Genomic DNA, 21283 nt, shown 5'->3' on the forward strand with positions numbered 1-21283 from the left:
GCGCCGATGCTGACCGCCCTTTCCTCGCTCCCGTCAATCGGTTGCGGGGATCAGCTTCCGCAGCGTCGGCGTCAGGATCATGCCGAAGGTCAAGACATCGCCGTAAGCCCGCGCGGAAAGCATCGCGCCGTGCACGGTCGCCATGAAGGCTTCGGCCTCGATGCGCGGCGAAGCGGAGACCGTCAGTGTGCCTTGCTCGGCGCCGCGCTCGATGACGCCTGTCAGCCATCCCGAGAGAAACTGAAAATAGGCCTTCACTCCCACGGCGACTTCCGGCGGCAGGGCGGGAAGCTCGCTGGCAAGCAGCGCGCAGACGCAGAACGGCCTGCTCGCATCCTCGATGCATTGGGCCCAGAAGCCGGCGTAGATCCGAAGCAGCTCAGCCGGTTCGGATACATTGCGCTCAAGCTCTGCGAACCCTGTGACAGCGTCCTCGAGGTAGCGCTTGACCAGCGTCCGGACGAGGTCGGCCTTGCTGGGGAAATGGTGATGGATACTGGCTTTGCGGATGCCGATCACTTCAGCGATATCAGCATAGCTGAAGCCGTTGTAGCCGCCGGCGACGATGAAGGTTCGCGCGGCGGCCAGGATGTCATCGGCAGTGGTCGAAGGCTTGCTCATAACTTGCTTCCAGCAGAGAGCTGTCGCTATCTTAGCTTACGGCACGAGTCGACTTGCGACGAGCGTCGCCGACCGACAGCCATATGGCCGACACGAGGAAGTAGAAAGCGCCAAACGCGGCATAGGGCGCGATGTTGGCGATGCCAATGATCTCAGTGCCGCCGGCCATCTTCACGAAGAAGAGACCTGCCAGCGCCGATTGGGCGCCGCTCAGGATCATCGCCCATTGCGCACCGTTGGTCTTCCAGCGCCGCGCCGCGGTCACGAGCTGAAGCGCGCCGGAGACAACGGCCCAGACGCCATAGGCCGAGAGCACTGCGTTCATGCTGTGGCCAAGCGCGATGGCAATTGCAATCGCGGTAATGATGCTGACAACGAAATTCAGCAACTGCGACGTGTTACGGCCGAGCCCGCCGGTGCGCCGGGCGTCGACGTAATTCGCAAGCGCGTCCCATGCGGGGTAGGCAACCAGCATGATTGCGGCGACCGGTGGGCTGCTTTTCGCGACGGTGAAAGCCGCCGCAACCCAGGCTGCCGATACGGCGAACCGGAGATAATAGTAGGTTTTGAGCCAAGCACCTGAAGATAGGGCGTTTGATGACGGGGCGCGGCTCTGATCGTTCATTTGTTCAAGCATGATGGGGTCTCTCGTTCAACTGCCTACCAACTAGTAGGTAGCCTGCAGGTCGTCAAGACGTCCACGGCCGATTGGCGATCACCCTCTCGTTTATGTGATCGATGCTCGCTTGTGCTTGCGCATTGACCAATCGTGCCGCCGGACAAGGCGGTCGACGGCGCCGCCGGCCTGCTCGGGAAAATGTCTGCCCGGCAGAGGCTAGCGCCGCCCCTCATCTGGCTGCCGCCATCTTCTCCCCGTGAACGGGGAGAAGGACTTGTCGTCCCCGATTTCGCCAATTGGCGGCGTAGCAGAGGAAGCGCCGGCGTTGCGGCAGCCACTTTCTCCCCGTTAAACGGGGAGAAATGCCTGCAGGGCAATGAGGGGGCAGCGTCGGCCTATGAATGATCATCCCAGCCTAACGCGGCAGACTTCGATGCACTGCCCTTACTTGTTCAGTCCTGCGCCTTCAGCTCCAGGCGCCGCTTATGCAGCACCGGTTCGGTATAGCCGTTGGGCTGGCTGGTGCCTTTGAACACCAGGTCGCAGGCGGCCTGGAAGGCGATCGATTGGTCGAAGTCCAGCGCCATCGGGCGGTAGAGCGGATCGCCGACATTCTGGCGATCGACGATTGCCGCCATGCGCTGCAGCGAATCGCGGACCTGGATCTCCGAGCAGACCTGGTGGCGCAGCCAGTTGGCGATGTGCTGCGAGGAGATGCGCAGCGTGGCGCGATCCTCCATCAGGCCGACATCGTTGATATCGGGCACTTTGGAGCAGCCGACGCCCTGGTCGATCCAGCGCACGACGTAACCCAATATGCCTTGCGCATTGTTGTCGAGCTCGCGCTGGATCTCGTCCGGCGTCCAGTTCGGCCGCACGGCTACCGGCACCGACAATATGTCGTCGAGCTTGGCCTTCGGCCGGCTCTTCAACGCTGCCTGCACGGCGTGCACGTCGACCTTGTGATAATGCGTGGCATGCAGCGTCGCCGCCGTCGGCGACGGCACCCAGGCGGTGTTGGCGCCGGCCTTCGGATGGGCGATCTTCTGTTCCAGCATCGCCGCCATCAGATCCGGCATCGCCCACATGCCCTTGCCGATCTGCGCATGGCCGGCCAGCCCGCATTCCAAGCCGGTGTCGACATTCCACGCCTCATAGGCGGAAATCCAGGCGGCCTGTTTCATGTCACCCTTGCGGATCATCGGGCCGGCTTCCATCGAGGTGTGGATCTCGTCGCCTGTACGGTCGAGGAAGCCGGTGTTGATGAACACCACGCGCTCGCGTGCCGCGCGGATCGCCTCCTTGAGGTTGACGGTGGTGCGCCGCTCCTCGTCCATGATGCCCATCTTGATGGTGTTTTTCGGCATGCCAAGCAAGGTCTCGACGCGGTCGAAGATCTCGACGGCGAAGGCGACTTCTTCCGGCCCATGCATCTTGGGCTTCACCACATACATCGAACCCGCGCGGGAATTGGCGCGCCGGCCGTTTTCGCCGACGTCGTGCAGCGCGATCAGCGCGGTGAGCGCTGCATCCATGATGCCTTCCGGCACTTCATGACCGTCGCGGTCGGTGATCGCCGGATTGGTCATCAGGTGTCCGACATTGCGCACCAGCATCAGCGAGCGTCCCGGCAGCAAAAGCTGGCCGCCATTCGTTGCTGTGTAGCGGCGGTCGGGGTGGAGCGTGCGGGTGAAGGTCTTGCCGCCCTTGGTGATCTCTTCGGCGAGGTCGCCCTTCATCAGGCCGAGCCAGTTGCGGTAGACGACGACCTTGTCCTCGGCATCCACCGCGGCGACCGAATCCTCGCAGTCCTGGATGGTGGTCAAGGCCGATTCCAGGATGACGTCGGCGATGCCGGCCGGATCGGTCTTGCCGATTTGGTTGGCGCGGTCGATCACGATCTCGATATGCAGGCCGTTCTTGACCAAAAGCACAGCTTCGGGATTGGCGGCATCGCCGCGATAGCCGGCAAACTGCTTTGGATCGGCCAGCGTGGTCGTGCTGGCGCCCTCGCCGAGCTTCAGCGCGCCGTTCGCCACCGACAGCCCGTTGACGCCGGCCCATTTGCCCAGGGTCAGCGGCGCCGACTGGTCGAGGAAATCCTTCGCCCAGGCGATGACCTTGGCGCCGCGCGCCGGGTTGAAGCCCTTGCCCTTTTCGGCGCCGCCGGTCTCGGGAATGGCATCGGTGCCGTAGAGCGCGTCATAGAGCGAACCCCAGCGCGCATTGGCGGCGTTGAGCGCGTAGCGCGCATTCATCACCGGCACGACCAGCTGCGGACCGGCGACGACCGCGATCTCCGGATCGACATCAACGGTGCTGACCGAGAAGGCAGGACCTTCCGGCACGAGATAGCCGATCTCCTTCAGGAAATTCTTGTAGGTTTCCATGTCGATCGGAGCGCCGTTGGCGCGGTACCAGGCATCGAGTTTTTCCTGCATGGCGTCGCGCTTGGCGAGCAGGTCGCGGTTCTTCGGCGCCAGATCATGGACGATCGCCGAAAAGCCGGTCCAGAATTGTTCCGCGTCGATGCCGGTGCCGGCCACGGCTTCGTTGGCGACGAAGTCATGCAGCTCGCGGGCGATTTGCAACCCGGCGATCTCGATGCGGTTGGTCATCAGCGCGTCTCCAGATGGTAGGCTTTGCCGGGCCTTTGGCATGTTTGGGGTCGCGGGGTCAATTCGGCTTAGGGTGTAGGATGTCTTCTCCCCGTTCTACGGGGAGAAGATGGCGGCAGCCAGATGAGGGGCGGCGCGGCATTCCGTAAAGTAGGCGGTGCCGCGAAATCGCGCTGGCTGGCGCTGCCCCTCATTCGCCCTTCGGGCACCTTCTCCCCGTAGAACGGGGAGAAGGAAGGGGCGCCTCACACCGCAATCCTTGGCCTTCCCGACGCCACCGCGACCACATGCGCCTCGATGAACATGCGCTGGCTTTCGACCGTCGAAACCTTGAACTCGGTCGAGACATCGATCTCGGCATTGTCGGTGCCGGCATCCCTGGCGCGCTCCGCCACGATCGTCCGCACATCGGCTTCCGCCGCCGCGATCGCTTTCGCCTCGTCGGTGAAGTCGCGCACCGTTTGTCCCGACGCCAGCCGGAACAGCCCTTCCTTGGGCTGGCTGACGCGGGCCTCGGCCGAAACGCGGACCTGGCCGACGACGGCGCCGAGCGCGTTGGCGACGTCGGTGTCTTCCGGCACCACGCAGCCATTGCCGATCAGCGGCGGCAGGCCGGCATAGTGCAGCGGCGCGGAAGCGCCGAGGCCGATGACCGGCCGGTCGAGCGCCACGGTGAAGCGGGCGATGCCGGGGTGCGCGTCGACGGCGCGCTGCACCAGCGCGTGCGCCACGGTCGCCGCACCATCGAGCCCGTCCTCGGCGAAGGCGGTTTCGAGGATGTATTCGGCCGACCAGCGGGTCAGCGTCACCAGCACGCGCTCGGAAATCGCTTCCGGCGAAGCAGCGATGTTTTGGCCGCGGCCATCGCGGCGGCGCGAAAACAGCTCGGCGCCGAGGCGCGCGGTGGCGGCGTCCCAATTGGCCTGTTTTCCGACGACATGGGCGGCATCGGACGGCGTGAAACCCGAGATGTGCACGAGACCCCGCGATACCAGCCGGTTCAGCGTGGCGTTCTGGGCGTTGGAGCTGAGCAGCCTGTCGAGCGCCAGCGGCACCGCACCGATCGCCTCGTAGAGTTTTGCTTCCGGCGGGGTCAGCCCGGCGGCGAGCCTGTCGGGCACGCCGGTGCGCATGGCGAAGCGTCCGTCCATGCGGCCGGGGTTCGGCGCGCGCAATTGCCGGTCGAGCTCGGCGGTCACCGCCTCGCCATGCATCAGGCCGGCCAGCGCCAGCGGCACCAGGCGGCGCGGTCCGAGCAGGATCTGCGGGTTGAGCACGCCCTCTTCCAGCGCCACTTCGGAATCGCCGCCGAGACCGAAGGTGCGCATGGCGACGGCTTCCACCATGGTGCGAAAACCGCCGACGGTGGCGCCTTCCGGGTCGAGGCGCGGGCGGCCCCCATCCAGCACGGCGACGTCGGTGGTGGTGCCGCCGATGTCCGACACCATGGCGTCGTCGAGGCCGGTCATGTGGCGAGCGCCGACGAGGCTGGCGGCCGGGCCGGACAGGATGGTCTCGATCGGCCGCTGGCGGGCAAAGGCCGCTGAGACCAGAGCGCCGTCGCCGCGCACCACCATCAAGGGGGCGGCGATGCCGCGCGCTTCGAGAAAGCCCTCGGTTGCCGCGACCAGCCGGTCGATCATCGAGATCAGCCGGGCGTTGAGCAACGTGGTGAGCGCGCGGCGCGGGCCGCCGAGCTTGGCGGAAAGCTCATGGCTGGCGGTGACCGGCAGGCCGGTCTTGTCGCGGATGAGGTCGCGAGCGGTGAGCTCGTGCGCCGGATTGCGCGTGGCGAAATAGGCGCAGACGGCAAAGCCCGACACCGAGCCGCCGAGTTCCGGCAAGGCCGCTTCGAGGCCGGAAAGATCGAGCTTGGCCGCATTGCCGTGGACGTCATGGCCGCCGGGGCAGAACACGACCGGGTCGGTGCCGAGCGCCGTCTTCAACCCGTCGCGGGCAAGGTCGGCCTCGGAAAAGCCGATCATGACCAGCGCGACGCGCCCGCCCTGGCCCTCGACCAGCGCGTTGGTGGCAAGCGTGGTCGACATCGAGACGAGTTTTATCGCCTTCGGGTCGGTGCCGGATTTTTCCAGCACCGCATCGACCGCGCCGGAAATGCCGACGGCGAGATCGTGGCGCGTGGTCAGCGCCTTGGCCTTGGCCAGCACCTTGCCTTTGAGGCCGCCCGCCTCGGACCACAGCACGGCGTCGGTATAGGTGCCGCCGGTGTCGATACCGAGGAAGAGGGGCGTGGGCTTGGCGGTCATGGAAAGGTCCGGGCGTTTTGGTGCCTGCCCCTTAGCCGATACAAGTGGATGGATAAAGGCGGGAGGAGTGGGCCAAGGGTGAAGAGGGGTGCGTAGACGATGAGACGCCGGCGCGAGGCCCCCCTCTCTGTCCTGCCGGACATCTCCCCCTCAAGGGGGGAGATCGGATGTATCGCGGGCCTTCGCCAATCTTCAACGTTGCAGAATAGGTGCCGGCGCTGAAGTCGCCAATCTCCCCCCTTGAGGGGGAGATGCCCGGCAGGGCTGAGAGGGGGGCCTCGCGCCAACTTCTCTGATTGGCTACCCCACAAACCCCACCCTTTTATGGCTGCCATCACAGAACGGCTTGTTCGCCGAATGCCCGCAGCGGCACAAAAACACCTTCGTTGTGCGCGCAATGGTATGCCCCGTGCCGGTAACGATCTCGGCATTGCCTTCGACCTTGAGCGGGCCGTTGACCGTGGGGGTTACCGCCAGCGGGCCATTCCTCGCGTCCAGCGTCTGCGCTTCCTTCAGCGGCGGCTCGCCGGTGGCGGCGAAGCCGGCCTTGATGTGGCTGTTGTCGCAGAACGGCTTGTTCTGCGACAGGCCGCAGCGGCAGAGCGTGGCGCGCAACAACGTCTCGTCGCCGAGCACGATCTCGGCATGCACGGCCAGCGGCCCGTTCTCGCGCAGCCGCACGGTGTTGACCACCGGCGGCTTCTCCTGCGGCCCGCCATCCTTGCGATTGTAGCCGATGGCGCCGGACGGACAGTTTTCGGCCAGCGCCACGACCTGTTCGACACTCGCAGCCTCGGGGTGAATCCATTCGCCTGGTGCGTTGGGCACGAAGACATGCGGGTTGCCGAGCACGCAATTGCGCGAATGGATGCAGCGCTTGCCGTTGAAAGAAATGTCGATCTTGTCGCCTTCGACCGTGCCTGCCATGGGCTCTCCTCCAAGCAATTTCAGGAAAAGTGTGAAACGGTTTTCCGCCTAAAATTGCGTCAACACAAAAAGACAGGGCATTTCGCCGTTTCGGTGAAACGGTGAAATGCTCTAGTGGGTGAGGCAAGGCTAGGGCGCGGGCGGGAAGCGCGTCAAGCTGGCCGGATGCGCAGCCTTTCCCTTCTCCCCTTGTGGGAGTCGCTGGAGATTGGCGAAAGCCAGGGTGACAGCCAATCTCCCCCTCGTGGGGGAGATGCCCGGCAGGGCAGAGGGGGGGCGCGAAGGATCACGGCCTGGAATCTTCAGACGGAGCACAAACGTCGAAGGAAGCGCGCCGATCCACTGAGGTGCCGGCGGGACAGCGCCCCCCTCTGGCCTGCCGGCCATCTCCCCCACAAGGGGGGAGATCAGCGGCGTCAGCGCCTCGCGTCACTCCTGCAGGTCGATCTCTTCCGTCTCGCCGCCGCTGCAGGTGTAGCAGCAGTCTTCGCAGGTCTGCTTGTTGTTGGGGCCGACCCCCCAATAGGTGCTCTCGTCGCCGTCGACCCAGGCGCCGTAGCAGATCTTCTCGCCGTCGTTGCAGGAGATCGGCAGCTGCTTTGTCTCGCCGTCGTCGAGGTAGAAATCCTTGCCGCCGCCCGGCCAGACATAGTCGCGGTCCTGGCTGTAAAGCTCGAGGCGCATGGCGTTGGGGTGGTCGTTCTTGATCTGGAAGGTGACGTCGCCGGCATGGGCGACATGGCTGCTGAGAAGAACGGCAAGCGACAGCACGGCGGCAACGCGGCGCGCGACGGTGAACGACATGACAACCCCCAAGGTAGAATCGGCCCCCACGGCCGATGCGGGATGATGGCATGGCGGGAAGGGACGCAGAAGGGGTGGCCGCCGATCGCGGTGACTGAATTTGGGTGAATTGGCGGGGCGATGGCGACAGCCGATCTCCCCCCTTGTGGGGGAGATGTCCGGCAGGACAGAGGGGGGCGCCTCGCCATGACCCTCCATTCGTCGGGCTTGACCCTTGATCTTTCCCGTAGGGCGCAACGGTGCAAAATTCTGTAACCGCTGCAATGCTTTAACGCTACGGCATGGATCCTAGGGTCTGCGCGCGTCGCTTCGCTCCTTGCTTCGCCCTAGGATGACGAATTGCGAGCGTCGCGTTCCTTCGCGCCCCCTCTGCCCTGCCGGGCATCTCCCCCACAAGGGGGGAGATTGGCAGTTTCAACGCCGCTCTACTCCACCAGGTCGATCGTCTCGGTCGAGTGCTCGGTGCAGATGAAGCAGCAATTGTCGCAAGGCTGATCGTTGTCGGGGCCGACGCCGGCGGAGATATGGTCGTTGCCGTCGACCCAGGCGCCCCAGCAGATGCGCTCGCCGGGCGTGCACGAGATCGGCACCGATTTCTGCGCCTTCGGCCGGATGAAGAACACCTTGTCGCCGCCCGGCCAGACTTTTTGCCTGTCGCGGCTGAACAGCTCTACCGCCACGCCTTGCGCGCGCAAATTCTTGACGAAGAACGCCATATCGGCGGCGGCGGCCGGCGTGGCGATGAGGAGGGCGGCGAGGGTGAGGCGAATCATGGCGGGGTTCCGGGCGGGAGTAGAGCACGGGCGGCGCCCAGAAACACCCTCACCCGGATTGCCAGCCGAATTGCGAAGAGCAATTCGGGGCAATCCGACCTCTCCCCAAGGGGAGAGGAGATCGCCGGCGGCCAAGCTGCCTCTTCTCCCCTGGGGGAGAAGGTGGCCGCGAAGCGGCCGGATGAGGGGGCTTCGCTACCTTCTCACCGCCACATGCGGCGCGAACTTCCGCACCGCGTCCACCATGTCCTGGCCGCGCGCGTCGAGCGAGGAGATTTCCATATGCACGGTGTTCCGACCGAAAGGCATGATGCCGAAGGCGTTGGCGGCGGAATATTTGATTTCATCGGGCGGCTCCCCGGTGAGCTCGAAATTGAGCATCGCGCCCTTGCCCGAGACGAGCCACACGCTCTTCACCTTGCTCCACGGCACCAGCACATCGCCGGCGCGGCGGTCCCGAAAACCCTGGCTGTCGAGCACCACCTGGACCGAAGTGTCGAAAGCGCCGCGCGCGATGAAAGCGCCGAGGGCAAGACAGACCAGGCTGAGCAGCGCGATCCACAGCACATGCCCGCCATCCGTGCCCGCGGCGACGCCCTGCAGCGCGCCGAAGCCGAAAATGCCGCCGATCAGGAACGGCCCGAGCGCCGGGAAGAGTTTTCCCGAAGCGCTGTTGCGGATTTCGAGCGGGGCGGACATGGCCTCCGCACTCAATGCTCCGATTTCAACAAGGTCCAGATCCAGCCGACGAAGGTCAGCACCAGGAACGGATAGCCGAGCGCCGGCAGTGGCGCGGAGGTGGGCAAAAGCGGTGAACCCCACAAGATCATGAAGACCGAGACGGCAAAGAGCACGGCGGCGACGAAAGCCGTGAGCCGCATCCACAGCGCGAAGGTGGCTTGCGCGCTGACCATGACCAGCCCCGCCGCCCAAAGCGTGATGCCGCCGACATAGGAGGGCACGCTGGCCTCCAGCCCCGCCGCGTTGCCGGCCAGAAGCAGGCTTTCGCCGGCGAGGAAGGTGAGGAAGCCCGCGGCGACGCAGTCATCGCCCAGCCGCCGCTGGTATTTCATGGTTGAGCAGCGCGGCGGCGACCACGAGTGCGGCGCCGTCGATCGTCCAGAGCGTTTCGCGCAGCGGAGCGCTGGCGACGAAGGTGCCGGCCAGGCCGAAGGTGCCGCCGATGGCGAGGCCGACAGAGGCGATGGTGTCCAGAGTGGAGCGCATGTGAGAGGCCCCCTAGTCGGGCGGAGGATACTCCAGGGCAAGACGCCCTCAAAGGGTAATGCGCTGGCAGCGCGAAATGGAACGCGGAGAGGTGTTGAAGGGCGCCAATGGCGGTTACGGACCGAACCTCGCCTCGGCATCGGAAAGCGTCGAGCCCTTCTTAGCACCTGACTGGAACGGCAACCGTTTCGAAAGCCAGCATTTCGAGGTAGACATCTGGAATGAAACCAGCCGCGCGATTGGCAGATGTTGAGGCAGTTGACCGCTTTCTGGCGGACAAGAAATATCTGAGCGGCGATCCTCCAGAATTTGGCCCGTCAAACTTTCAACGTCGCGGCCAATATGAGCGCAGAGCAGTGTGGCCCATTGCCGATGAACTTGGTGTGGTTACATCCGGTCAATTAAGGATCGTGACGCGCACGGGCACTGAGTACCGTGTGACGATAAACGTCATATTCAGGGGCCAAAATGTCAGTCGATTGGACTTCGTACCGATGACGGAATGTGAGGTCAACCCGCATTGGGCATCCCCGCTCCCAGCGCGGGTTTGCGGTCCGCACTTTCACAGTTGGCCAGACAATCGAGAGCATGTTTTGCGCAGTGATACATGGGAACTCGAATGTCGCGAGCCACTGCCGGCGCAGGTGCGGAAGTTCAGCCAGGCGTTTCCATGGCTGGCGGAGCGCATAAACTTGGTATTAACTCCTCAACAGCGAACATTTGATGTTCCTTTGAGCTTCGCGTGAAAGGCCGCCATGTCGTGTGATGACGTTCGCGCAGCGCTATCCGAGTTTGACACATGCGAAGAGACGCCGGACGGCGCACGCGTGACGACCCACTGTCTGTATCCTTCATTTGAGCCAGTGCGGATATTCGTGGCCAAGGTCGGCGAGGGCTTCAAGGTGCATGACGGTGGTGGCGCGTTTATGTCAGCGTGGTCGCATGGGCGCGACGATGCGCTGATAAATCGGGCACTGCAAAGCGAATGCAGTCGGTTCCATCTGTCGATGGACAATGAACGGCTGGTCGCCGACGTATCATCGAGGGACTGGCTTCTCAGCGCCATCTTGGGCGTCGCAAATGCTTCGTCGTTGGCGGCGAATGCAGCCGTGGCACGCATTGTGGCCGTGGCGGAAGCCGCGCTTGTGGACCGGATCCAAAAGGCGCTGGTCGAAACGGTTGGCGCGGATGGTTTTGAGACCGGTGTTGACGTAACGGGCAAGAGCGGCGGGCGCCGTCATTTTGATTTTGCGGTAAAGGGCAAAGGCGACGCTCAGCCCATTCTAATCAATGGAGTTTCGCCGCATCACGGGTCGATTTCCGCGAAGTATGTGGCGTTCGCGGACGCCGAAGGCGACCAAGATCACAAGCTGGCGGTATTTGACCGTCATCTGGAAACCGATGACGTGGCATTGTTGCAGCAGGTCGCAAGTATCCTGCCGATCGCCGCGCTTCCGCAAAATACGAAAAGGGTCATGACCCGATAACGCCAAAACGTGGCGATCAAGAGCTTGACGACGCGGAGACTGCCTACCGCGCGACGACAAAGATCAAGCTATTTCCGGTCAGGAGTGACTGTGCAATTCGAATTTACCGATCCCCAGACCGAATTCGAAAGGGCCATTGGCGGATCGTTTTCGATTAACGCCCTTGGGACAATTCGAGCGGGAGATGGGATCAAGTTCCGCGAATTCGTGGATCGATCTGCACCTCCGCCCCGAACGACTGTTTACATCGATTCGAGCGGCGGCAATGTCGAAGAAGCGATGATCATCGGGCGAATAATCCGAGATTGTTGGTTCTCGACCTCGATCGGCAAGTGCCTCCTCAACACCAATGAAATCTCTGATATTTCACATCTTTTGGTGCCTCGCGTGAGGCTGTCAGGTAGATGTATGAGTGCTGCAACCCTGGTTTTCCTCGGCGGTCGGCTAAGGTACTTTCCGCAAGGGTCTGAGTTTGGAGTTCATCAATTCTCGTTCAAAAACCCCTCACCAGGCGACGTTGGTCAGTCACAAGTGCTCTCGGCAAAAATTGCCCGTTTTTTAGTTGATATGGGAGTATCCCCTGACTTCCTTGAGTTCTCTTCTTCGGTTCGCAATGATTCGATACTCATCGCAGACGAAGACAATCTAAAGACGCTTGGCGTAGTGACTGGCGGTGAAACCGATACTATTTGGACAGTTCAGGCACAGGCCGATATGATCTATGTGCGCGGAGAAAGAGATTCGCTCCATGGTCACCACAAGGTTATGCTTGGCCACACCAAGGGAGCGGGTTTCTTTTTCTGGGCTGTGATCGAAGCTCAAGGCAGAGAGGACGAGCTGACTTCACTAGGCCTTGTTGAGATCGTATTGAACGGTGAGGAAAAAAGGATCGATATTTCAACTAGATGCGAGCGGATAGTGAGTGGCATCTATGTGAACGTTTTTGCTAAGGTCACACAAGAGGAGGCCAGGGCAATTGCATATTCGACTAGTTTCGGGGTCCACATTCGATTTTGGTTGGACTCCCCGATGTTTCTTGGCATAGCCCCGGTGCCGACAGCAGGCGGCACCGAGCAGTTGCAAACGATCTATAACGTATTCTTCAAAGACGAAGAGACGCTTCCAAAATCGTTATGAGATTTTGCCGCAACCGCCGGGGAGTGGCCCGCTGCCTCCAGCAGCTCCCACCCCGATTGCGCTCGCCTCGACCCACCGAGTCGAGACGTCCGGCCGAAGGCTAGACCGCTCAATCCCCCATCTTCAGCGCCTGGATAAACGCTTCCTGCGGGATATCCACCTTGCCGAACTGGCGCATCCGCTTCTTGCCCTCTTTCTGCTTGTCGAGCAGCTTGCGCTTGCGGGTCACGTCGCCGCCGTAGCATTTGGCGGTGACGTCTTTCCTCAGCGCCGAGATGGTTTCGCGGGCGATGACCTTGCCGCCGATCGCGGCCTGGATCGGGATCTTGAAGAGGTGGTGCGGGATCAGCTCCTTCAGCTTCTCGCACATCTGGCGGCCGCGCTTTTCCGCCGCTGTCCGGTGGACCAGCATGGATAGAGCGTCGACCGGCTCCTCATTGACCAGGATCGACATCTTGACCAGGTCGCCCTCGCGATAGTCGGTCAGGTGATAGTCGAACGAGGCGTAGCCTTTTGAGATCGACTTCAGGCGGTCGTAGAAATCGAAGACGACTTCGTTGAGCGGCAAATCGTAGGTCAGCATGGCGCGCTTGCCGACATAGGAGAGGTCGGCCTGGATGCCGCGCCGGTCCTGGCAGAGCTTCAGGATGCCGCCGAGATACTCGTCGGGGGTCAGGATGGTGGCGCGGATCCACGGCTCCTCGATGGCCGCGATCTTGACCACGTCGGGCATGTCGGCCGGGTTGTGCAGTTCCTTGACCGTGCCGTCATTCAACAGCAGCCGGTAGACGACGGAAGGCGCGGTGGCGATCAGGTCGAGGTTGAACTCGCGCTCCAGCCGCTCCTGGATGATTTCCAGATGCAACAGGCCGAGGAAGCCGCAGCGATAGCCGAAGCCGAGCGCGGCGGAGGTTTCCATTTCATAGGAGAAGGACGCGTCGTTGAGGCGCAATTTGCCGACGGCGGCGCGCAGGTCCTCGAAATCGGCGGCGTCGACCGGAAACAGGCCGCAGAACACCACCGGCTGCGCCGGCTTGAAGCCGGGCAGCGCATGCGCGGTCTGGCGCTTGTCCTCGGTGATGGTGTCGCCGACGCGGGTGTCGGCCACTTCCTTGATCGAGCCGGTGAAGAAGCCGAACTCGCCGGGGCCGAGCTCGTCGACATTGATGCGGGCCGGCGTGAACACGCCGGTCCGCTCGACGAGATACTTCGCGCCGGTGCCCATCATGCGGATGGTCTGGCCCTTCTTCAGGACGCCGTCGATGATACGCACCAGGACGATGACGCCGAGATAGGCGTCGTACCAAGAGTCAACCAGCATCGCCTTCAGCGGCGCCTTGATGTCGCCCTCGCGCGGCGGGGGCAGGTCGTTGACGATCGCCTCCAGCACGTCGGGAATGCCAAGGCCGGTCTTGGCCGAGATCAGCACGGCGTTGGAGGCGTCGATGCCGATCACCTCCTCGACCTGCTCGCGGATGCGCTCGGGCTCGGCGGCCGGCAGGTCGACCTTGTTCAGCACCACGACGATCTCGTGGTTGTTGTCGATGGCCTGGTAGACATTGGCCAATGTCTGCGCCTCGACGCCTTGGCTCGCGTCGACCACCAGCAGCGAGCCCTCGCAGGCGGCCAGCGACCGCGACACTTCATAGGCGAAGTCGACATGTCCGGGCGTGTCGATCAGGTTGAGGATATAGTCCTCGCCATTGTTGGCGCGGTATTTCAGCCGCACCGTCTGCGCCTTGATGGTGATGCCGCGCTCGCGCTCGATATCCATCGAGTCCAGCACCTGCTCCTTCATATCGCGCGCCTCCAGCCCGCCGGTGGACTGGATCAGCCGGTCGGCAAGCGTGGATTTGCCATGGTCGATATGGGCGACGATGGAGAAATTGCGGATGTGGTCGAGCGGGGTGGTCATGCGGCGCGCTTTAGCAGGGGCGGGGTTGAGGGGCAAGCGGCGGGGCTTTTTCCCTTCGCCCCGTTCACGGGGGTGAGGAGTGGTCCGCGAAGCGGACGGGAAGCCAATTGCTTGGCTTTCCGAACGACGAACGCCCGAAGCGCTAGCGTAGGGCCGCGGTGCCCGGAGGGCGGATGAGGGGTGAGTCCATCGTCGACGAGTGCGCGCCTCCGATAGCGAAGATCGGCGCCGAGCTGACTCACCCCTCATCCGTCTCGGCGCTGCGCGCCGATCCACCTTCTCCCCGTAAACGGGGCGAAGGGAACATTCAAAACTGCTTAAACTTTCATCCACCCCTTTAGGGCATCCTTCGCCACCGGATGGTAACCCGGCGCACTGCCGTGAGAACGAAGGCCTGAAATGAGCACTGCTGGAAAGTCGAGCCCGGTTGGGGTGGCCAGGCTAGCGAAACTTTTCGTTGCGAGCCGCAACGGCTCGATGATGCCGATGATGGTGCTGTTGACGATCCCGCTCCTGGTCGCCGTCGGGTTTTCCATCGACTACACCTCGGCGGTGACGACCCGCTCCGACATGCAGAACGCGCTCGACGCCGCGATCCTGTCGATCACCACAATGCCCACCACGACAAGCCTTGGCGACCGCCAGACGGCGCTGCAGCAGGCCTATGATGCGAACATCGACCCAGGCAAGGGCGGAACGGCGACGCTGACCAGCGTCAACGTCGCCGCCGACGGCACGGCGACCTTCACCGCCACCGCCACCTATTCGATGCCGACCAATTTCATGCAGATCGCCAGGATCGACACGGTGCCGATCGGTGTCGGCTCATCGGTGCGCAAGACGCCGGCGCTGGTGCAAGCCAATTTCAAGGTCACGAAGGTGTCAGGCTACTGGGACAAGACCATGACGCTCTACGGCACCCAGTTCGGCCAGACGAATCCGCAAAGCCTGATGAAGATCACTTACACCTACAGCAACTACCAATATACCTATACCGACAGGGGAAAGAGCTACACGGTGGGCGAGCCGAAGGGCTACGGAACCGCCACCGCATACACGGTGAACGGAACCACACAGACCATGGTCCAGAAGCAGGTTTGCACGACAGCCGGCTCGACCAGTGCTTTCACCAATCCGCCGGCCGGGTCGATCCCCGGCACCACCAAGGACGGCAATAACAACAACAAAACGATCTACTTCAACACGACCTGCGCCACCGCCACATACCCGGCCAATGGTTCCGGCGCCGACATCGATGTCAGCCAGATGGACAAGCTCTATCTGCAGATGGATGTGCCCTCGGCATCGTCGCGCGGACAACCGACCACGCTCAAGTCCAACGACGCCAAAACATCCGACCGGCTTTATGTCGGAACGACCGCGGCCAACATGCCCGAAGTGGCGGCCGGGCAGATCGTCGATATCTTTAGCGTGGTGCCTTGCGGCCAGCCCGGCTACCAGGCCTGGGAAGACGGCGGCAACGACGTGCCCGCCGATGTCTCCAACGCCGACTTCTTCTACACCGTCACCGGCAAGTGCGACTACAACCGGCGACCTTCGGAGACGGTGCTGACGCAGTAGCGGGACTCCCTTCTCCCCCTGTGGGAGAAGCGCGGCGCCGCCGCTGCCGATCTCCCCCCTCGTGGGGGAGATGGCCGGCAGGCCAGAGAGGGGCGATGTCCCGCCGACCTTACGGAAGTGAGCCCTTAAAATACCCTGGAAGCGTTTCTGCCCGCTCAGATTTTTGAGGACCCTTGAGGAGCTGGGGCTCTACGGCGCCCCCCTCTGTCCCTGCCGGACATCTCCCCCACGAGGGGGGAGATTGGACGTCACGACCGCCTTCGCCAATCTCCAACATCACAAACCGGTGAAGCTGTAACGAACCCCTCCGCGACGGCGAAATGGGAGCATGACCCGCCAACGGAGACTGCTTCCCATGACCGGAACCACGACAATGCTCGGCAAGGCTCTGCTTGCCGGCGCCACGTTTCTCGCGCTGGCCGCCGGCGCAGGCGCGGCATCCGCCCAGCCGCTCACCGTGGTCGAGCTGTTCACCAGCCAGGGCTGCTCGTCCTGCCCGCCGGCCAACGCCAACCTGATCAAGGTCAAGGACCAGCCCGGCGTGCTGGCGCTGTCGTTCAACGTCACCTACTGGGACTATCTCGGCTGGAAGGACACGTTCGGGCGCAAGGAGTTCACCCAGCGCCAGGTGACCTATGAGCCGCCGCTCGGCCATGACGGGCCGTTCACGCCGCAGGTGGTGGTCAACGGCCATGCCGACGCCGTCGGCGCGGCGCCCGGCGAGATCCAGTCGCTGATCGCCAAGAGCGGCGCCGCGCAAGGGCCGGATGTCGCGCTTGCCAGCGGCAAGGTCAGCATCGGCGCCGGCAAGGCGCCGGGCGGGAAGGCCGATGTCTGGCTGGTGCGCTATAACAAAGGCGTTGTCGAAGTGCCGGTGGCGCGCGGCGAAAACACCGGGCGCACGCTGCCGCACGCCAATGTCGTCCATTCGCTCACCAGGCTCGGCAGCTGGAACGGCCAAGCCACGACGCTGCCGCTGCCGGCGGCCGGCGGCGGCTTCAGCACCGCGGTGCTGGTGCAAAGCCCGGGCGGCGGGCCGATCCTGGCCGCCGCCGCCAACTGATCTTCTTATCGCTTCGCGCGGGGCCGCATCGAGCGGCAACGCATCACCAGGCCCGCATGCGCGCGCCAAACCCCAAGGAGACTATCATGACCAAGTACCTGACCCTGCCGGCGCTCGCCTTCGCGCTTTCGGCCACCGTCCTCGTCGCCGGCGCCCGCGCCGACGACACGACCAATGCGATGAAGCCCGCCAATGCGATGGCTACCGACGCCATGAAACCGGCCACGGATGCGATGAAGCCGGCGGATGCCATGAAGCCCGCCGATGCGATGAAACCCGACGCGATGAGCACCCAGGCAATGAAGCCGGCAGCCGATGCCATGAAGCCGGCAACGGATGCGATGAAGCCGGCGGACGGCACCGCGCAGTAAGGCGGAGCCAGACACTGCCCCTCACCCGGCCTCCGCTTCGCTCGGCCGACCTCTCCCCGGCGGGGAGAGGAGACTGTCGAAGCCGGCGCCAATCTCTTCTCCCCTCGGGGAGAAGGTGGCCGCGAAGCGGCCGGATGAGGGGGAGCGCCGCCGCCGCACGGCAAAGTGAGAACCGCTTGGCGGCTTCGTTCGTATATAATGGAACAACAACAGGAGATCGGAACATGACCGGTATCGAAAAGACACGGCCGTTCTTTACCCGCGGCGCGCTGGCCGTGCTCGGCCTGGCGGCGGTGACGGCGGCCGCCTTGTGGCAGACCCCGGCCCGCTCGGCCGAGGACGCGGTGGTGATCCCGCCGCCGGCAATGGATGAAAAAGCGGCGAGCGGCACGGAAAAGGCCATCTTCGCCGGCGGCTGCTTCTGGGGCGTGCAGGGCGTGTTCCAGCACGTCAAGGGCGTCAGCAAGGCGGTCTCGGGTTATACCGGCGGCAGCGCCGAAAACGCCGTCTATGAAGTGGTCGGCACCGGGCGCACCGGCCATGCCGAATCCGTCGAGATCACCTACGATCCGTCCAAGGTGACCTACGGCCAGCTGCTGCAGGTCTATTTCTCGGTCGCCCACAATCCGACGCAGCTCAACTACCAGGGGCCGGACTCCGGCACGCAATACCGCTCGACGGTGTTTGCCGAGAACGACACGCAGAAAAAGATCGCCGAGAGCTACATCGCCCAGCTCGACAAGGCCAAGGTGTTTGCCAAGCCGATCGTCACCACGCTCGAAACCGGCAAGACCTTTTATCCGGCCGAGGACTATCATCAGGATTTCCTGACGCTGAACCCGACCTATCCCTATATCGTCTACAACGACCTGCCGAAGGTCGAGAATCTGAAGGCGCTGTTCCCGCAGCTTTTCAGCGAAAAGCCGGTATTGGTGCTGGCCTCCAGCAAGAGCTGAGCTAATTTCCTTCTCCCCGTTCACGGGGAGAAGGTGCCCGAAGGGCGGATGAGGGGCGTCGCCGGCATTTGCGATTGGAGCGCCGGGCAGCTTTGCCTGACAGGTTTGCGCCGCCCCTCATTGCCCTGCCGGGCATTTCTCCCCGTAAACGGGGAGAAAGACGATCTCAATCGTATGTCAGATCCGTCGCTTTGCCGCCAAACACGCGGTAGGCATAAAACGAATAGAAGATGATGATCGGCAGCACGACGACGACGCCGACCAATATCACCGCCAGGCTTTCCGTCGCCGAGGCGGCCTGCCAGATCGTCAATTTATCCGGCACGACATAAGGATAGAACGACCAGGCAAGCCCGGCAAAGCCGAGCGTGAAGATGGCGGCGAGCGTCAGGAACGGCCGGATGGCGTGGCGGTCGTCGGGCTTCGGCAGATGGAAGGTCTGCCGCCACAGCCACAGGAACAACAGCGCCGACAGGATCGGCAGCGGCGAGAGATAGAGCATCTGCGGCCAGACGAACCATTTGGCAAAGATGCGCGGGCTGGCGAAGGGCGTGGCCAGCGACACGGCGCCCATGCCGAGCGCCGTCAGCACCAGCGCTGTGCGCAGCCAGAGCACGGCCTTCTTCTGCAGCTCGCCCTCGGTCTTGTAGATCAGCCAGGCGGCGCCCATCGCGGCATAGGCGGCCGACAGACAAAGCGCGACCAGCGCACCGAAGGCCATGCCGCCGAGGCCGACATCGAGGCCGAGCACATAGACGCCGAGCATATAGCCTTGGGCCAGCGAGGCGATGGTGGAGCCGAGGAAGAAGATGCGGTTCCAGCGGTGTTTCCTGCCGGCCGGCACCTTGGCGCGGAAGTCGAAGGCGACGCCGCGCAGGATGAGCCCGACCAAAAGCACGAAAACCGGCAGATAAAGCGCGGTGAGGATGACGCCGTGCGCCATCGGAAAGGCGACCAGCAACAGCCCGACCGCCAGCACCAGCCAGGTTTCGTTGGCGTCCCAGAACGGACCGATCGCCGCGATCATGGTGTCCTGCTCGGCATCCCCGGCGGCCGAGAACAGGATGCCGATGCCGAGATCGAAACCGTCAAGCACGACATAGATCAGGATGGCGAGGCCCATCAGGCCGGCGAAGATCAGGGGAAGTGAGGTTGGCCAGTCGAAGCTCATCGTCTCACTCCCCAGCGGCCGGTTGCGACAGCGCCGCGTTCATGACGCCGGGCAGCGGCGAGGCATCGCCATCCTTGGCCGCTTTCAGCGCCAGATGCACCAGAACACCGAGATAGGCGATCAAAAGCAGCACATAGAGGATAAGATAGACGGCGAATGTCAGCGCGACATGGCTGCCGGCGACCGGCCCGACGGCGTCGGCCGTTTTCAGGACGCCGGTGACCAGCCAGGGCTGGCGGCCGATCTCGGTGGTGTACCAGCCGGCTAAAGTCGCCAGCCAGCCCGACAGCGCCATCGGCACCATGATCAGCGCCAGCGGTTTCGGCAGGCTGTGGCGACGCTTGAGAAACCAGGCGGCCGACCACGAAACGATCAGCATCAGGATGCCGGTGCCGACCATGACGCGGAAGCCCCAGAACACCGGAAAGACCGGCGGATGGAGGCCGGGATAGTCGTTCAAGCCCGGCACGACGCCGCTGGTCGAGTGACGCAGCACCAGGCTGGCGCCGTCGGGAATGGCGACCTCGAACCGGTTTTCCTTGGCCGCCTCGTCGGGCAGCGCGAACAGAACCAGCGGCACGTTGGGGCCGGTGTTCCAGTTTGCTTCCATGGCCGCGATCTTCTGCGGCTGGTGCTCCAGCGTGTTCAGGCCATGCTGGTCGCCGGCAAAGATCTGGATCGGGATCAGGATGGCGGCGGTGAAGACGCCGGTGCGCAACGCCTTCCACATCGATTCCGAGCGGTCGCCGTTGAGGTAGCGCAGCGCCGACAGGCCGGCGATCAGGAACGAGACCGTCAGCCCCGAGGCCAGAAGCATGTGCACCAGACGGTAAGGCATGGACGGGTTGAAGACGATCGCCCACCAGTCGACCGCATGGGCCTTGCCGTCGATCATCTGGAAACCGGCCGGCGTCTGCATCCACGAGTTCAGCGCGATGATCCAGAAGGCCGAGACCGTCGTGCCGCCCGCCACCAGCACGGTCGCCAAAGTGTGGATGCGGTTGGAGACGCGGCGAAAGCCGAACAGCATGATGCCGAGGAAGGCCGCCTCGAGGAAGAAGGCGGTGAGCACCTCATAGGCAAGCAGCGGGCCGGCGATGTTGCCGACGGTTTCCATATAGCCCGGCCAGTTGGTGCCGAACTGGAAGCTCATGGTGACGCCCGACACCACGCCCATGGCGAAGGAGAGCGCGAAAATCTTCACCCAGGTGAAATAGGCGCGCATCCAGGCGGAATCGCCGGTGGCGTTGTAGCGGAGCTTGAAGAACAGCAGCACCCAGCCGAGTGCAATGGTGATTGCCGGAAACAATATGTGGAACGAAATATTCGCGCCGAACTGGATACGCGACAGGATGAGCGGGTCCATGATCGACTCCGGCTGCTGTTATTCTTTGACGGTATACCTCAGGCATGCATCGGTCAAAGCGGCGCAGCGCCACGCGAGGCGCGTTGTCACATTGGACAGCTTGTCACTCTGGCCCGCCAGCGTGACAAGCACCAAGAAACGAAGCCGGCAAACAATATCAGCGACAGCGATCTTCCGGTCAGGCGCTATTGCCGGCAGCCGGCAGGTCGGCAGACGCATCCGCGAATTTGCCCATCAGCCTGACCGGTTCCTCGAACTCATGCTTGTCCCAGCCTTCGAAGACGGAGCGGCCCAGCCTTTCACGCGCCTGATCGACGAGATCGGTCATCGCTTGCCCTTCGGGCCGATCACCGCACACGCCGGCGGAACGCATTTTTTGC

General features: G+C 63.4%; 21 protein-coding genes. 7 read left to right on the forward strand and 14 right to left on the reverse strand.

All coding sequences use genetic code 11. The annotated features are described in order from the left end of the window. Nucleotides 1–33: 33 nt before the first annotated feature. The 10 genes from AB6802_RS04070 to AB6802_RS04115 all read right to left on the reverse strand — a co-directional run bounded on the left by AB6802_RS04070 (nt 34) and on the right by AB6802_RS04115 (nt 9856). Nucleotides 34–621, reverse strand: coding sequence for a TetR/AcrR family transcriptional regulator (locus tag AB6802_RS04070; protein WP_371008723.1), 588 nt, complete (start codon nt 619–621; stop codon nt 34–36). Between the two features lie 31 nt (nt 622–652). Then, nucleotides 653–1258 carry a DUF308 domain-containing protein gene (locus AB6802_RS04075; protein WP_371008724.1) on the reverse strand — a complete coding sequence of 202 codons (606 nt, stop codon included), beginning with the start codon at nt 1256–1258 and terminating at the stop codon, nt 653–655. 434 nt (nt 1259–1692) lie between these two features. Continuing rightward, nucleotides 1693–3858 (reverse strand): malate synthase G, encoded by a 2166-nt coding sequence (locus AB6802_RS04080; protein ID WP_371008725.1) that lies wholly within the window; start codon nt 3856–3858, stop codon nt 1693–1695. A gap of 245 nt (nt 3859–4103) precedes the next feature. After that, nucleotides 4104–6125 carry a hydantoinase/oxoprolinase N-terminal domain-containing protein gene (locus tag AB6802_RS04085; protein WP_371008726.1) on the reverse strand — a complete coding sequence of 674 codons (2022 nt, stop codon included), beginning with the start codon at nt 6123–6125 and terminating at the stop codon, nt 4104–4106. Nucleotides 6126–6425: 300 nt separating this feature from the next. After that, complete coding sequence (locus AB6802_RS04090; RefSeq protein WP_371008727.1) at nt 6426–7052, reverse strand: CDGSH iron-sulfur domain-containing protein; 627 nt, start codon at nt 7050–7052, stop codon at nt 6426–6428. Nucleotides 7053–7481: 429 nt separating this feature from the next. Beyond that, a complete protein-coding gene (locus AB6802_RS04095; protein WP_371008728.1) occupies nt 7482–7856 on the reverse strand; it encodes a hypothetical protein in 375 nt (124 codons plus the stop codon). Nucleotides 7857–8281: 425 nt separating this feature from the next. Continuing rightward, nucleotides 8282–8629 (reverse strand): hypothetical protein, encoded by a 348-nt coding sequence (locus AB6802_RS04100; protein ID WP_371008729.1) that lies wholly within the window; start codon nt 8627–8629, stop codon nt 8282–8284. 195 nt (nt 8630–8824) lie between these two features. Further along, entirely contained in the window at nt 8825–9328 is a 504-nt protein-coding gene (locus AB6802_RS04105) for a hypothetical protein (RefSeq protein WP_371008731.1), read from the reverse strand. A gap of 11 nt (nt 9329–9339) precedes the next feature. Further along, a complete protein-coding gene (locus AB6802_RS04110; protein ID WP_371008732.1) occupies nt 9340–9702 on the reverse strand; it encodes a hypothetical protein in 363 nt (120 codons plus the stop codon). Next, entirely contained in the window at nt 9674–9856 is a 183-nt protein-coding gene (locus tag AB6802_RS04115) for a hypothetical protein (protein WP_371008733.1), read from the reverse strand. The genes AB6802_RS04110 and AB6802_RS04115 overlap by 29 nt, the downstream gene beginning before the upstream one ends. Before the next feature lie 221 nt (nt 9857–10077). Here AB6802_RS04115 and AB6802_RS04120 point away from each other — a divergent pair, with 221 nt between their 5' ends. The 3 genes from AB6802_RS04120 (at nt 10078) to AB6802_RS04130 (ending at nt 12480) form a co-directional block, all read left to right on the forward strand. Beyond that, nucleotides 10078–10602: a hypothetical protein gene (locus AB6802_RS04120; RefSeq protein ID WP_371008734.1), complete on the forward strand. Its 525-nt coding sequence runs from the start codon at nt 10078–10080 to the stop codon at nt 10600–10602. A 129-nt stretch (nt 10603–10731) separates the two neighbouring features. Beyond that, nucleotides 10732–11343 (forward strand): hypothetical protein, encoded by a 612-nt coding sequence (locus tag AB6802_RS04125; protein WP_371008735.1) that lies wholly within the window; start codon nt 10732–10734, stop codon nt 11341–11343. Nucleotides 11344–11433: 90 nt separating this feature from the next. Continuing rightward, nucleotides 11434–12480 carry a hypothetical protein gene (locus AB6802_RS04130; protein ID WP_371008736.1) on the forward strand — a complete coding sequence of 349 codons (1047 nt, stop codon included), beginning with the start codon at nt 11434–11436 and terminating at the stop codon, nt 12478–12480. Nucleotides 12481–12589: 109 nt separating this feature from the next. Here AB6802_RS04130 and lepA read toward each other — a convergent pair whose 3' ends face one another. Continuing rightward, on the reverse strand, nt 12590–14395 hold the full coding sequence (gene lepA / locus AB6802_RS04135; protein ID WP_371008737.1) for a translation elongation factor 4: 1806 nt from the start codon (nt 14393–14395) through the stop codon (nt 12590–12592). A gap of 399 nt (nt 14396–14794) precedes the next feature. On the opposite strand from lepA, the gene AB6802_RS04140 reads away from it, so the two are divergent. The 4 genes from AB6802_RS04140 (at nt 14795) to msrA (ending at nt 18366) form a co-directional block, all read left to right on the forward strand. After that, a complete protein-coding gene (locus AB6802_RS04140) occupies nt 14795–15976 on the forward strand; it encodes a TadE/TadG family type IV pilus assembly protein (protein ID WP_371008738.1) in 1182 nt (393 codons plus the stop codon). Between the two features lie 355 nt (nt 15977–16331). After that, complete coding sequence (locus tag AB6802_RS04145) at nt 16332–17039, forward strand: DUF1223 domain-containing protein (RefSeq protein ID WP_371008739.1); 708 nt, start codon at nt 16332–16334, stop codon at nt 17037–17039. 86 nt (nt 17040–17125) lie between these two features. Beyond that, nucleotides 17126–17410, forward strand: a complete 285-nt coding sequence (locus AB6802_RS04150) for a hypothetical protein (RefSeq protein ID WP_371008740.1) — start codon at nt 17126–17128, stop codon at nt 17408–17410. A 224-nt stretch (nt 17411–17634) separates the two neighbouring features. Continuing rightward, nucleotides 17635–18366, forward strand: coding sequence for a peptide-methionine (S)-S-oxide reductase MsrA (gene msrA, locus AB6802_RS04155; protein ID WP_371008741.1), 732 nt, complete (start codon nt 17635–17637; stop codon nt 18364–18366). Between the two features lie 166 nt (nt 18367–18532). Here msrA and AB6802_RS04160 read toward each other — a convergent pair whose 3' ends face one another. From AB6802_RS04160 to AB6802_RS04170, 3 genes are all read right to left on the reverse strand, one after another. Then, on the reverse strand, nt 18533–19537 hold the full coding sequence (locus AB6802_RS04160; protein WP_371008742.1) for a cytochrome d ubiquinol oxidase subunit II: 1005 nt from the start codon (nt 19535–19537) through the stop codon (nt 18533–18535). A 4-nt stretch (nt 19538–19541) separates the two neighbouring features. Further along, nucleotides 19542–20903 carry a cytochrome ubiquinol oxidase subunit I gene (locus AB6802_RS04165; protein WP_371008743.1) on the reverse strand — a complete coding sequence of 454 codons (1362 nt, stop codon included), beginning with the start codon at nt 20901–20903 and terminating at the stop codon, nt 19542–19544. A 178-nt stretch (nt 20904–21081) separates the two neighbouring features. After that, complete coding sequence (locus AB6802_RS04170; protein ID WP_371008744.1) at nt 21082–21231, reverse strand: hypothetical protein; 150 nt, start codon at nt 21229–21231, stop codon at nt 21082–21084. Nucleotides 21232–21283 lie beyond the last annotated feature (52 nt).

This window comes from Mesorhizobium sp. RCC_202, from assembly GCF_041355295.1.
Lineage (GTDB): Bacteria > Pseudomonadota > Alphaproteobacteria > Rhizobiales > Rhizobiaceae > Mesorhizobium.

What these genes read in the sequence shown, in the direction of transcription:
- AB6802_RS04070 (WP_371008723.1), bottom strand. Translation starts at nt 621, where the DNA reads ATGAGCAAGCCTTCGACCACTGCCGATGACATCCTGGCCGCCGCGCGA.
- AB6802_RS04075 (WP_371008724.1), bottom strand. Translation starts at nt 1,258, where the DNA reads ATGCTTGAACAAATGAACGATCAGAGCCGCGCCCCGTCATCAAACGCC.
- AB6802_RS04080 (WP_371008725.1), bottom strand. Translation starts at nt 3,858, where the DNA reads ATGACCAACCGCATCGAGATCGCCGGGTTGCAAATCGCCCGCGAGCTG.
- AB6802_RS04085 (WP_371008726.1), bottom strand. Translation starts at nt 6,125, where the DNA reads ATGACCGCCAAGCCCACGCCCCTCTTCCTCGGTATCGACACCGGCGGC.
- AB6802_RS04090 (WP_371008727.1), bottom strand. Translation starts at nt 7,052, where the DNA reads ATGGCAGGCACGGTCGAAGGCGACAAGATCGACATTTCTTTCAACGGC.
- AB6802_RS04095 (WP_371008728.1), bottom strand. Translation starts at nt 7,856, where the DNA reads ATGTCGTTCACCGTCGCGCGCCGCGTTGCCGCCGTGCTGTCGCTTGCC.
- AB6802_RS04100 (WP_371008729.1), bottom strand. Translation starts at nt 8,629, where the DNA reads ATGATTCGCCTCACCCTCGCCGCCCTCCTCATCGCCACGCCGGCCGCC.
- AB6802_RS04105 (WP_371008731.1), bottom strand. Translation starts at nt 9,328, where the DNA reads ATGTCCGCCCCGCTCGAAATCCGCAACAGCGCTTCGGGAAAACTCTTC.
- AB6802_RS04110 (WP_371008732.1), bottom strand. Translation starts at nt 9,702, where the DNA reads ATGAAATACCAGCGGCGGCTGGGCGATGACTGCGTCGCCGCGGGCTTC.
- AB6802_RS04115 (WP_371008733.1), bottom strand. Translation starts at nt 9,856, where the DNA reads ATGCGCTCCACTCTGGACACCATCGCCTCTGTCGGCCTCGCCATCGGC.
- AB6802_RS04120 (WP_371008734.1), top strand. Translation starts at nt 10,078, where the DNA reads ATGAAACCAGCCGCGCGATTGGCAGATGTTGAGGCAGTTGACCGCTTT.
- lepA (WP_371008737.1), bottom strand. Translation starts at nt 14,395, where the DNA reads ATGACCACCCCGCTCGACCACATCCGCAATTTCTCCATCGTCGCCCAT.
- AB6802_RS04140 (WP_371008738.1), top strand. Translation starts at nt 14,795, where the DNA reads ATGAGCACTGCTGGAAAGTCGAGCCCGGTTGGGGTGGCCAGGCTAGCG.
- AB6802_RS04145 (WP_371008739.1), top strand. Translation starts at nt 16,332, where the DNA reads ATGACCGGAACCACGACAATGCTCGGCAAGGCTCTGCTTGCCGGCGCC.
- AB6802_RS04150 (WP_371008740.1), top strand. Translation starts at nt 17,126, where the DNA reads ATGACCAAGTACCTGACCCTGCCGGCGCTCGCCTTCGCGCTTTCGGCC.
- msrA (WP_371008741.1), top strand. Translation starts at nt 17,635, where the DNA reads ATGACCGGTATCGAAAAGACACGGCCGTTCTTTACCCGCGGCGCGCTG.
- AB6802_RS04160 (WP_371008742.1), bottom strand. Translation starts at nt 19,537, where the DNA reads ATGAGCTTCGACTGGCCAACCTCACTTCCCCTGATCTTCGCCGGCCTG.
- AB6802_RS04165 (WP_371008743.1), bottom strand. Translation starts at nt 20,903, where the DNA reads ATGGACCCGCTCATCCTGTCGCGTATCCAGTTCGGCGCGAATATTTCG.
- AB6802_RS04170 (WP_371008744.1), bottom strand. Translation starts at nt 21,231, where the DNA reads ATGACCGATCTCGTCGATCAGGCGCGTGAAAGGCTGGGCCGCTCCGTC.